Source organism: Burkholderia catarinensis (assembly GCF_001883705.2).
Lineage (GTDB): Bacteria > Pseudomonadota > Gammaproteobacteria > Burkholderiales > Burkholderiaceae > Burkholderia > Burkholderia catarinensis.
In genome coordinates this window covers 67867-79634 of the sequence record NZ_MDEQ02000023.1, presented here as the reverse complement: position 1 = coordinate 79634, position 11768 = coordinate 67867, and the positions used below count along the sequence as shown (strand labels likewise).

10 protein-coding genes and 1 pseudogene are annotated in these 11768 nt (G+C 67.6%); 9 read left to right on the top strand and 2 right to left on the bottom strand.

Annotation, left to right across the window (positions count from 1 at the left end; all coding sequences use genetic code 11):
• The first annotated feature begins 1 nt into the window (after position 1).
• The 6 genes and pseudogenes from BFF94_RS29205 (at position 2) to BFF94_RS29180 (ending at position 5495) form a co-directional block, all read left to right on the top strand.
• Positions 2-442: a GNAT family N-acetyltransferase gene (locus BFF94_RS29205; RefSeq protein WP_128841478.1), complete on the top strand. Its 441-nt coding sequence runs from the start codon at positions 2-4 to the stop codon at positions 440-442.
• Positions 443-454: 12 nt separating this feature from the next.
• Positions 455-889, top strand: a pseudogene (locus tag BFF94_RS29200) (aldo/keto reductase); the annotation flags it as partial.
• A gap of 226 nt (positions 890-1115) precedes the next feature.
• Positions 1116-1706 (top strand): class I SAM-dependent methyltransferase, encoded by a 591-nt coding sequence (locus tag BFF94_RS29195; RefSeq protein WP_219140117.1) that lies wholly within the window; start codon positions 1116-1118, stop codon positions 1704-1706.
• Between the two features lie 154 nt (positions 1707-1860).
• Positions 1861-3300, top strand: coding sequence for an alkaline phosphatase (locus BFF94_RS29190; RefSeq protein ID WP_128841477.1), 1440 nt, complete (start codon positions 1861-1863; stop codon positions 3298-3300).
• Between the two features lie 32 nt (positions 3301-3332).
• On the top strand, positions 3333-4724 hold the full coding sequence (locus tag BFF94_RS29185; RefSeq protein ID WP_128841476.1) for an alkaline phosphatase: 1392 nt from the start codon (positions 3333-3335) through the stop codon (positions 4722-4724).
• Between the two features lie 33 nt (positions 4725-4757).
• A complete protein-coding gene (locus tag BFF94_RS29180; protein ID WP_128841475.1) occupies positions 4758-5495 on the top strand; it encodes a hypothetical protein in 738 nt (245 codons plus the stop codon).
• A gap of 161 nt (positions 5496-5656) precedes the next feature.
• Here the strand turns inward: BFF94_RS29180 and BFF94_RS29175 are convergent, their stop codons facing one another.
• Positions 5657-6769 (bottom strand): acyltransferase family protein, encoded by a 1113-nt coding sequence (locus tag BFF94_RS29175; RefSeq protein ID WP_128841482.1) that lies wholly within the window; start codon positions 6767-6769, stop codon positions 5657-5659.
• A 315-nt stretch (positions 6770-7084) separates the two neighbouring features.
• Positions 7085-8236 (bottom strand): porin, encoded by a 1152-nt coding sequence (locus tag BFF94_RS29170; protein WP_128841474.1) that lies wholly within the window; start codon positions 8234-8236, stop codon positions 7085-7087.
• Positions 8237-8805: 569 nt separating this feature from the next.
• On the opposite strand from BFF94_RS29170, the gene BFF94_RS29165 reads away from it, so the two are divergent.
• The 3 genes from BFF94_RS29165 (at position 8806) to BFF94_RS29155 (ending at position 11713) form a co-directional block, all read left to right on the top strand.
• Entirely contained in the window at positions 8806-9843 is a 1038-nt protein-coding gene (locus tag BFF94_RS29165; RefSeq protein ID WP_128841473.1) for an ABC transporter substrate-binding protein, read from the top strand.
• 70 nt (positions 9844-9913) lie between these two features.
• Positions 9914-10879, top strand: coding sequence for an ABC transporter permease (locus BFF94_RS29160; protein ID WP_128841472.1), 966 nt, complete (start codon positions 9914-9916; stop codon positions 10877-10879).
• 12 nt (positions 10880-10891) lie between these two features.
• Complete coding sequence (locus tag BFF94_RS29155; RefSeq protein WP_128841471.1) at positions 10892-11713, top strand: quaternary amine ABC transporter ATP-binding protein; 822 nt, start codon at positions 10892-10894, stop codon at positions 11711-11713.
• Positions 11714-11768 lie beyond the last annotated feature (55 nt).

Here is an 11768-nt window from a genome sequence, read left to right as displayed (position 1 = left end):
CATGGCAATTCAGATTCGCGCCTACGAGGCATCCGACCTGCACACGCTGTCGGCCATCTGGTTCGACGCGTCGCTGCTCGCGCATCCGTTTCTTGGCGAGGCGCGGCTGCGCGAGCAGCGCACGCTGATCGAAAATGTCTATCTGCCCGAGGCGGAAACCTGGGTCGCGTGTCGTGCGGGTGAGCCGGTCGGCTTCATCGGCCTGCTCGACGCGTCGATCGGCGGATTATTCGTCGCACCGGCGATGCGAGGCCACGGGATCGGCCGCGCGCTGGTCGAGCATGCACTCGCGCTCAAGGGCACGCTCGATCTGGAGGTGTACGCCGAGAATCGCGATGCCCGCGCGTTCTACGAGCGGCTTGGCTTCGAGGAAATGTCGCGGCGCGACGAGGACGACGACGGCCTGCCGTTCGCGAACATCCGGATGCGCTCGACGCGCTGAGCGTGCGGGCAGGAGGCGCGGATTTTGCCGACGCTCGAGGAGTTCGGCATCGGCTTCGTGCCGTTCAGCCCGCTCGGGAAAGGCTTCCTGACCGGCGCGATCGATGCGAACACGACGTTCGCCGCGAACGATTTCCGCCATGTCGTGCCACGTTTCTCCGAGGAAAACCGCAAGGCGAACGCGGGCCTCGTCGATCTGCTCGGCCGGATCGCGACCGGCCGGGGTGTGACGCGCGCGCAGATCGCGCCGGCCCGGCCGCCGGCCCGCAAGCCGTGGATCGTGCCGATTCCGGGCATGACGAAGCGGCATCGGTTCGGCGAGAATGTGGGCGCGGCCGCCGTGGCGCTGACGGCCGACGATCTTGCGGCGATCGATACGGCGCTGCAGCAGAGCCGGATCGTCGGCGAACGCTATCCCGCGCACATCCAGCCGCGCGTCGATTGCTGATCGGGCATCCGGCGGCTGATCGGGCGTGAATTGGTCAGGCGAATCAGGGACAATCTTCACGTCGCCTTAAGTTTGCGTTTCCTAGAATCGATTGATCGTCGCTCTTCCTGCGGCGGACCGATTCGCCCAGGAGGATGTGCATGAACGAGACCCGTGTCGCCGTAGCCCTGTCCCGCGCCGTCGTCGGCACGTCGAAGCCGACGGCGCAACCGCTCAAGGCCGGCCTATGATCTGGCCGAACGCGTGGCGTGTCTCGGCACTGTTCGTGCGCGAGTGGGTCGGCCGTCCGGCCGCGGTGGGCGCGTTGTGCCCGAGTTCGCGGCATCTGGCGCGCGAGATGGCCGATACGGTGCCGGACGGCGACGGGCTGGTCGTCGAACTGGGCGGCGGCACCGGCGCGATCACCGCGGCGTTGCTCGAACGCGGCGTCGCGCCGCAGCGCCTCGTCGTGGTCGAGCGTTCGCCGGCGTTCGTGCAGCACCTGCGGCGACGCTTTCCAGGGATCTCGATCGTGTCGGGCGACGCGCGGCAACTCGAGCGGCTGCTGCCGCCCGACGCCCGGGTTGACGCGATCGTGTCGTGCCTGCCGCTGCGCACGCTGCCGCGTGAGGACGTGACGGCGATCATCGGTCAATGTCATCGCGTGCTGTCGGCCGACGGCGTGATGATTCAATTCACGTACGACTTGCGCTCGCCCCGCCGTCATCCGCTGGGCGATTCGGCATTTGTTGCCTGCGGCAGCCGGATCGTGTGGGCAAATATTCCGCCTGCGCGCATCGTGACCGTGCGCAGCGTCGCCACCGAACACGCCGGTTGACGCCGCCGCGCGCGAGGCGCCCGGATGCGGCGCTGCTCCGGCGTCTTTCATAAGCAATACAAAACCTTCCAATAACCATTCATATTGCCGTCACATCGGATTCCTACCATTGCCTTTCATTTCGAAAGCAGCAATAGCGGGGGGAACGGGCAACATGAATCGAATCAAACTGGCGGCGCTGCTGTGCGCCGGCGCCTTGGCACTTGCCGGATGCGGCAGCGACGACGGCCCGACCGGCGGCACGGCGCCCGGCCCCACGAAGCCGCTGGCGGCGCGCAACGTGATCTTTTTCCTCGGCGACGGGATGGGGATGACGACGATGACGGCCGCGCGCATCTACGCCGTCGGCGAAGACGGCGCGCTCACAATCGACACGCTGCCCGAATCCGCATTCGTGAAGACCTATTCGAACGACGCGCAGGTGACGGACAGCGCGCCGTCGATGTCGGCGTACATGACCGGCGTCAAGACCAACAACGAAGTGATCTCGATGTCGCCCGACACGAAGGCGATCGAGCCGAGCGCCGGCCTCACCGGCAACTGCGGCGCGAACAACGGCAAATCGGTGTCGACGCTGCTCGAGATCGCGAAGGCGAAGGGGATGGCCACCGGTGTCGTGACGACCACGCGCGTCACGCACGCGACGCCCGCGGCGACGTACGCGCACGTGTGCCATCGCGACGCCGAGAACGACATCGCGGCGCAGCTCGTGCCGGGCGGCGCGGGCTATAACGGCGCGCTGGGCGACGGCGTCGACGTCGTGCTCGGCGGCGGCACGCAGTTCTTCGTGCCGAAGGACGGCGGCGGCAAGCGCACCGACGGGCGCAACCTGGTCAACGAGCTGAAGGCGAAGGGCTACGCGTTCGCGCAGAACCGCGACGACCTGCTGGCCGCGGATGCGACGAAGAGCGGGAAGCTGGTCGGCCTGTTCGCGTCGAGCCACCTGAGCTACGACCTCGATCGCGGCGCGACCAAGGAGCCGAGCCTGTCCGACATGGCGACGCGCGCGCTCGACGTGCTGCAGAACAACCCGAACGGCTATTTCCTGATGGTCGAGGGCGGCCGGATCGATCACGCGCTGCACGATACCAATGCGAAGCGCGCGCTGCAGGATACCGTCGCGTTCGACAACGCGATCAAGGCGACGCTCGACAAGGTGCGCAAGACCGATCCCGACCTGAAGAACACGCTGATCGTCGTCACGGCCGATCACGACCACACGCTGGTGCTGAACGGCTATGCGGCGCGCACCGGCAAGACCGAAGCGGGCAAGCCCGGCGTGCTGGGCGTGCTGCGCAGCTATCAGACGGGCGCGGTCGCGAAGGACGCGGACGGCGCGCCGTACACGATCATCGGCTTCGGCAACGGCGAGAACCGCGTGCAGGGCAGCCGCGCGGGCACCGCGCTCACCGACGCGGTGACGGGCGCCGACGATTACCGCCAGGAGGCCGTCGTGCGGATGGACAAGGGCAGCGAGACGCACGGCGGCACGGATGTGTTCCTCGGTGCGATCGGCCGCGGCGCGGATGCGTTCCACGGCGTGATCGAGAACAACAAGGTTTTCGAGCTGGTGCGCAACGCGGTGCAGCTTTGAGCGCCGACCACACGGGTACAGGGGAATACAGGATGTCGACCATCAAGTGCATCGCGGCGGCGCTGGCGGCCGTGGGTTTCGCATGCGGCCCGGCGCAGGCCGCCGGGCAGGCGAAGAACGTGATTTTCTTTCTCGGCGACGGCATGGGGCCGACGACCGTGACGGCGAGCCGGATCTACAAGGTCGGTGAGTCGGGACAACTGACGATGGAGAAGCTGGCCCGCACCGCGCGCGTCAAGACCTTCTCGAACGATGCGCAGACGACCGACAGCGCGCCGTCGATGGCCGCGTACATGACCGGCGTGAAGATGAACAACGAAGTGCTGTCGATGTCGTCCGACACGCGCGCGGTCGCGCCGGGCAGCGACGCCAACGGCAACAAGACCGTCAACAATTGCGCGCCGGGCAACGGCCAGCCGGTCGCGACGCTGCTGGAGCTGGCGAAGGCGCGCGGCAAGGCGGTCGGCGCGATCACGACGACCGAGCTCACGCACGCGACGCCCGCCGCGACCTATTCGCATATCTGCCATCGCGATGCGCAGTACGACATCGCCGCGCAGGCGGCGCCGGGCGGTGCCGGCTACAACGCGGCGCTCGGCGACGGCGTCGACGTGCTGATGGGCGGTGGCCGCAACCACTGGACGCCGTTCGATCCGGTGGCCAACAAACGCGGGCGCGCGGACGGGCGCAACCTGCTCGACGAGATGAAGGCGAAGGGCTACACGGTCGTCGCCACCCGGGATCAGCTCGCGCAGGCCGGCAACGGCAAGCTGGTCGGTCTCTTCAGTTCGACGAGCCATCTCGAGTACGAACTCGACCGCGCCGCGGGCAAGGGCGAAGGGCCGTCGCAGCCGAGCCTCGCCGACATGACGTCGAAGGCGATCGACGTGCTGTCGAAGAATTCGAACGGCTATTTCCTGATGGTCGAAGGCGGCCGGATCGATCATGCGCTGCACGGCACCAACGCGAAGCGCGCGCTCGAGGACACGGTGGCGTTCGACGAAGCGATCCGCGTCGCGCTGTCGAAGGTCGACCTGTCGAATACGCTGATCGTCGTGACGGCCGACCACGACCACACGATGACGATCAACGGCTATTCGAAGCGCGGCAATCCGATTCTCGACATCAGCCGCAACTATCGCGACGGCCAGCCGAGCAAGGACGCCGACGGCAATACCTACACGACGCTGGTGTTCGGCAACGGCGCGAACCGGCCGAACGTGCGTGCGTCGGTCGATTCGGCCACGGCGATGAACGACGCGTATCTGCAGGAGGTCGGCGTGCGGATGGGCAGTGCGGGCTCGGAGACGCACGGCGGCGGCGACGTGATGCTGTTTGCCGACGGTGCGGACGCGAAGGCGTTCAAGGGCACGATCGACAATACGAAGGTGTTCGGTCTCGTGCGCTCGGCGTTCGGCTTCTGAGCGCGGAGACTTCATGATGAACGGGAACCTCCGATGAAACGCCAGCTTCTCTGTGCGCTCGCTTGCGGGTTGGCTGCGCTCCCGGCCTTTGCGGCGGCGGATCTCGACGCCGCGCTGCTGCACGAAAGCCGTACGGTCACGGCCGACGGCGTGACGCGCACGACGATGTACCGCGAACGGATGGTTCGGCGCGACGGGCACGTGTGGGTCGAACGCGTGCTGCCCGTCGCGGCGGCGGGCGGCGGTCATGGCGACGATCACGACCATGACCATGACGCGGGCCGGCGCACCGGCGTGCAGCCGGTTGCCACCCACGCCGGTCACAAGCACTTCAACTTCCAGGCAGCCGCACGACATGTGACCTACGACGGCAAGACGGCGCGCATCGAGTATGTGGACGCGGCGACCCGGACGGTCGTCAGCGTGCCGCCGGCCGAGTACGAAACGACGGGCTTCGACGGCTCGTGGGACAACGCGTACTACGTCACGCCGCCGTCGCAGCTGAAGCGGCTCGCGGTCGCGAAGCGCGGCGATGTGCCCGGCACTGTCTGGTACGAGCAGGCGGTCGACACGCCCGGCGCGCGCGGGGTGAACCGGATCCTGTGGAGCGAAAAGTTGCAGGCACCGCTGTCGGTCGAATACCGGAGTGCGGACGGCCGCGTCGTGCGCAAGCTGACGTTGACACCGGCACCGGCCGCGCGGCGGGAGGCATTGCCGTGGCAGACGCTCGCCGGCTATTCGCGCAAGGAATACGCGGACTATCTGGATTGATCGACGGGCGGCCGATGACGCGGTCGCGCGGGTGATCGACGATTCGTACACGGGGCTTGCGGTCAGGCCGGCCGGCATCGTTGCGCGATACGGCCGGGCCCTGGCCGATTTTTTCTTTTCTCGCCGCCGCGCTGCAGCGATGGCCGGCCACGCGCCGGACGCTAGAAGCGCGCACCATCCGGCACACGCGCGGCAGGCCGCGACGCAACCCGTTTGATGAAGCGGTCGAGCGGCGTCGCATAGCCGCGCGCGATGGCCGCGCTCAAGCCGGCCGACAGCACCAGATACGCGATGAGCAACGCCAGCTTGCCGTCACCATGTGTGGCTGACGGCGCCCAGAACGTGCGCAGCGCGCCGAGCACGATCAGGTGGAACAGGTACAGCTCGTAGCTGAGCCGGCCGCTCCAGCGCAGCGGTGCGAGCGCGCAGCCGTGTGCGCGTTCGCGTTCGACGTGCGCGCCGATCAGCAGCACGGCCGTGCCGAGCGCCATCGCGGATACGCCGAGCACGTGGCTTTCCGCGATCGGCCACGCGAGATAGAGCACCGTCATCGCCGTTGCCGCGAGCCATTGCACGGGCGCGGCCGCAAGCACCTGCCAGCGCGCGCGTTCGGCCAGCAACGCGGTACAGCAGCCGATCGCGATGCCGTCGAAGCACGCGAAGTACGCGTAGAGGAATCCGCCTTCGTCGCCCGGATGCGTGAAGCGGTACACGGGGCTGATCGCGGCAATCAGCAGCCAGAACGCGAACAGCCGCGTGTCGCGCCGCAGTGCGATGCACAGCAGCGGAAACGACAGGTAGAACACCTCGTCGACCGACAGCGACCACAGCACGCCGAGCGCGTAGTTGACCCATCCGTATGTGCCGATCAGCACGTTCATCGAGAACGTGAGCGACGCGAGATTCACGAGCCAGTACGACACGGCGATGCCCTGCGGCGCATGGTTCGTGAAGATCGGCACGCCGGCCGCCGCGAGGCCGTTGACGAGCGCGAGCAGCAGAAGCAGGCACGGGACGATGCGGGCGACGCGCGACACGTAGAACGCGCGCACGTCGAGCGCGCCGAGGCTGCCCCAGCGGCGGCGCGCATTCGACGTGATCAGGTAGCCCGAGATCGCGAAGAACATCGTCACGCCGTAGTTGCCGTTGCGCACGATCGCATGGATCGTGTCCCAGCCGAGCACGCGCGCGAGCGCGGTGTCGCGCAGCGGATACGCGATGTTGAAGTGATGCAGCAGGACGAGCACGATCGACACGCCGCGCAGCAGGTCGATCCGTGCGTTGCGCGGGCCGGTGCGGGTGGACGTGGCCGGGTTGGCTGCGAATGCGGACTGCGTGCGGTGCCGGTGCTTCAAATGACACTCCTTCGGATGGGGCGGCACACAGTGTATCGGCGGATCGCCGGCCGTCGACCTGTCATGGTTGACGGGGCGCGTGAGCGGCGTTGATCGATTCCGGCGGGGCGGGAAGGGCACGCGTTGCCGCGCCCATGAAAAAACCCGCCGGCAGGCCTGGTGCCTGCGGGCGGGCGAAGACACCTCGGGCCGGCCGGCGCGGGTGTCGCGTGAAGAACGGGGAACCGGGGGGCGTCAGAACTTGTGGCGCAGCGCGACGCGCACGGCCACCTGGTTCGACGTCGACGACGGCGCGTCGGTGCCGGGGATGAACGCGTTGTCGAGGATCGAGTTCGTCTTGTCGCCGGCGATATGCTGGTACGCGGCCTGCACGTACACGTCGGTGCGCTTCGACAGGTTGTAGTCGGCCATCAGCCCGACCGAGTGGATCTTCGGCTTCGCGTCGCCGGTCGATGCGTCGTACTTCTCGAGCGACAGCACGTACTGCGCGCCGACCATGAACGCCGGCGTGATCTGGTACGAACCGTTCACCTCGAAGTTCTGGTACTTGATCGCGCTGACCGTCGCCCCCGGCGCGATGATCGCGCCCGGCGTGCCGAGGTAGCCGTTGCCGGTCGGGTTCTTGTAGTTCGAGTTCGTGTACGCGAAGCCGACCGTCGCGGGCCCGAACGTGTAGTTGATGCCCGCGCCGAACACGCGCATGCGCTCGGCGATGTAGCTCGCGTCGTTCGCGGTGATCGCGCCGGCCGAGCCGTTGCCCGGATGGTTCGCCTGCAGGTACGCGGCGCCGATCAAGAGCCCGTTGTTCTGGTATTGCGCGCCGAAGCTGTGCGCGCGGTTGTCCGAGAAGCTCGTGCTGTTGCTGAAGCTGTAGGCGCCGCCGAACTGGAAGCCGCCGAAGTTCGGGCTCGCGTACTTCACGGTATTGTCGAGGCGGAACGAGTTGTCGGTGTTGTCGTTGTCGAACGGGTGCGCGAGCAGGTAGCCGCCCCAGTTGCCGTTGGCCGTGGTCGGCGCGAGATAGTCGACGACGGAGTCGTACTGGCGGCCGAACGTCAGCGTGCCGTACTGCGCCTGGCTCAGGCCGACGTACGCCTGGCGGCCGAACATGCGGCCGCCCTGGTTGAGCCGGCCGCTGTTCACGTCGAAGCCGTTCTCGAGCTGGAAGATCGCCTTCATGCCGCCGCCGAGATCCTCGCTGCCCTTCAGGCCCCAGCGGCTGCCCTGCGCGTAGCCGCTGGCCATCTCGTAGACGTGGCCGGTGCCGACGTTGTTCGTGTAGTTCAGGCCTTCGTCGATCACGCCGTACAGCGTGACGCTGCTTTGCGCGAACACGGGGGTTGCGAAGGCTGCCGTTACGGCGAGCGCCGTCAGGGTCTTTTTCATTGAGATCTCCGGGATATCCAGCTTGTATCGGTTGTCGTGAGCGCGTCCGGCGAGGCGCGCCCCGTCATCCGGGGCGATCCGGCGCAGCGCGTGCGGCGCCGGGGCGCGCGATGCGCGGCGGCGCGGCAACCGGCAGCGTCGGGTCGTGTCTCCTCCGATGACACCGCGCATTCTTCCCAAGCCGGAAAGGAATCCAAAGCGAGTAATTTCGATGGATGGGATCGAGTTCGCCAATGGGGGCGCGACAGGTCGTTTCGATAGCCGGAACGGCGCGCGCGGCACCGCGGCTCAAGGCCGGCCAGGCCGCCGTCGAACGGGGTCGGGAAACGGGCCGTGCCGGGCCATGGCCGGCCTCGTAAAATCGGCTGCGCGGCCCGTCCGGCGGGCCTGGCGGGCGGCCGAAAGATCGATTGGCGCTGCCGATTGCAATGATCGGAATTACTCGTTTCCCTAAACAAATTGGCGGCTCAAACATGCAGGCTGACCGGACGTGGATGGCTTCGCGATTCGCCGGTTGCCGCGCATGCCGCGATGCACAAACAACAGATTCGATTTGGAGACGACCCACCATGCAGATTCGACGACTGAAAACGGTCCTTCTCGCCGCCGCGGCGATCCTGTCCGCGCCCGCGGCCCATGCGGCCGGCGGCGCGTGCACCGACGGCAAGACGGTCCATTTCGCGGGCATCACATGGGAGAGCGGATCGTTCGCGACCGAGGTGCTGCGGCAGATCATGGAGAAGGGCTACGGCTGCAAGACGGACGTCGTGCCGGGCAGCACGGCCGCGACGGAAACGGCGCTCGCGCGCAACGACCTGCAGATCTGGGCCGAGCAGTGGACGGGCCGCAGCGAGATCACCGCGAAGGCCGTCGCGTCGGGCGCGGTGAAGCTGATCGGCGACACGCTGCCGGGCGGCACGACGGAAGGCTGGTTCGTGCCCGAATACGTGGTGAAGGGCGATCCGGCGCGCAACATCAAGCCGGTCGCGCCGGGGCTCGCGTCGGTCGACGACCTGCCGAAGTACAAGCAGGTGTTCGCCGACGAGGAGGAACCGGACAAGGGCCGCTTCCTGAACTGCCCGACGGGCTGGGACTGCGAGCGCGTGAACTCGCGCCTGTTGCGCGTGCTGAAGCTCGACCAGTCGTATACGAACTTCCATCCGGGCACGGGTGCGGCGCTCGACGCGGCGATCGTGTCCGCGTACCAGCGCGGCGCGCCGATCGTGTTCTATTACTGGGGCCCGGCCGCGCTGATGGCGAAATACAAGTTCGCGGCGCTGAAGATGCCGGCCTTTAACGAAGCATGCTGGAAGACGCTGCGCGACGAGAGCAGCACGCACCAGTGCTCGTCGTCGTACATGGTGTCGCGGCTGACGGTCGGCGTGTCGAAGCCGTTCGCCGACGCGAACCCCGATCTCGTCGGCGTATTCGGCAAGGTGCGCTTCTCGATGGACTTCCTGAACCAGACGATCCTCGAGATGACGACGAAGAAGATCGACGGCGCGGCGATGGCCACGCAGTTCCTGAAGACCCGCCCGGACATGTGGAAGCAGTGGGTGCCGGCCGACGTCGCGCAGAAGATCGCCGGCAACCTGAAGGGCGCGTAACCTGCGCGCGGCGGCGGGCCCGCGCCCGCCGCCGCCGTCACGCGCCTTCACGGCGCGACGGAGAATCAAAATGAACGGCTTCTTTCTGCACCTGTCGATCGCCGACTGGGTCAACGGCGCGCTCGAGACTTTCGTCGCGCAATACGGCGACAGCTTCCATCATTTCAGCGCGCTGGTGCTGCGCTACCTGCTCGTGCCGCTCGAAGGCGCGCTGCGCGTGGCGCCGCCGTGGCTCGTGCTGCTGGTCGTTGGCGCGATCGCGTGGAATGCGACGCGCCGCATCGGCCTCGGCGCGCTCTTCATGCTGCTGCTCTACGCGATCGGCTGCTTCGGCCTGTGGGACAAGCTGATGCAGACGCTCGCGCTGATGCTCGTCGCGACGGTGCTGTCGGTCGCGATCGGCGTGCCGCTCGGCATCCTTGCGTCGCGCAGCGCATGGTTGCGCCGCATGCTGCTGCCCGTGCTCGACGTGATGCAGACGCTGCCGAGCTTCGTGTACCTGATCCCGGTGCTGATGCTGTTCGGCCTCGGCAAGGTGCCGGCGATCCTCGCGACGATCATCTACGCGCTGCCGCCGCTGATCCGTCTGACCGATCTCGGCATCCGCCAGGTCGACCCGGACGTGACGGAAGCCGCGCGCGCGTTCGGCACGACGCGCTGGCAACTGCTCGTCAACGTGCAGATGCCGCTTGCGCGGCCGAGCATCATGGCCGGCATCAACCAGACGACGATGATGGCGCTGTCGATGGTCGTGATCGCGTCGATGATCGGCTCGCGCGGGCTCGGCGAGGACGTGCTCGCGGGCATCCAGACGCTCGACGTCGGCAAGGGCACGCAGGCCGGCCTCGCGATCGTGATCCTCGCGATCGTGATCGACCGGATCAGCCAGGGCTTCGGCCAGGAGCGGCGCGCACGGCGGCGGCTCGCGCAGCAGCGCCGGCAGAAGGGCGCGTCGCGCGTGCCGTACCGGCTGCCGCGCAAGGCGCAGCCGGCGGGCGTCGATTCGAATCAGGCGGCGCAATCGTCGCGCGCATAAACGGAGGCAGACATGGCAACCATCGACGTCAAACACGTGTACAAGCTGTTCGGGCCGCCGGCCGCGCATGCGCGCGTGCTCGACCTGCTGCGGGCCGGCAAGCGCAAGGCCGACGTGCTGGCCGAAACGGGCTGCAACGTCGGGCTCAACGACGTGAGCCTCGGCATCGAGTCGGGCGAGATCTTCGTGATCATGGGGCTGTCGGGTTCCGGGAAATCGACGCTCGTGCGGCACTTCAACCGGCTGATCGAGCCGACGGCGGGCGAGATCGTGATCGACGGCAGCGACGTGATCAAGCTCGACGCGCACGGGCTGCGGGAGCTGCGCCGTTTCAAGGTCAGCATGGTGTTCCAGAACTTCGGGCTGCTGCCGCACCAGACCGTGCTCGACAACGCCGCGTATGCGCTGCGCACGCGCGGCGAGAAACGGCACGACGCGGCCGACGCGGCGCGCAACTGGCTGACGAAGGTCGGGCTCGACGGCTACGGCGACCACTATCCGGACGAGTTGTCGGGCGGGATGCGGCAGCGCGTCGGGCTGGCGCGCGCGCTGGCGGCCGACACCGACGTGCTGCTGATGGACGAGGCGTTTTCGGCGCTCGATCCGCTGATCCGCACGGAGATGCAGGATCAGTTGCTCGAACTGCAGGCGACGCTTTCGAAGACGATCGTGTTCATCACGCACGATCTCGACGAGGCGTTGCGGATCGGCGACCGGATCGCGATCCTGCGCGACGGCACGCTCGTGCAGGTCGGCACGCCCGACGATATCCTGTCGCGGCCGGCGGACGATTACGTAAGACGGTTCGTCGAGAAGCGGACGAGCGTGAACTGAGCCGGCGGATCGGCACGGCGCGTGAAAAGCGGCGCACCGCGATGAGCGGTGCGCC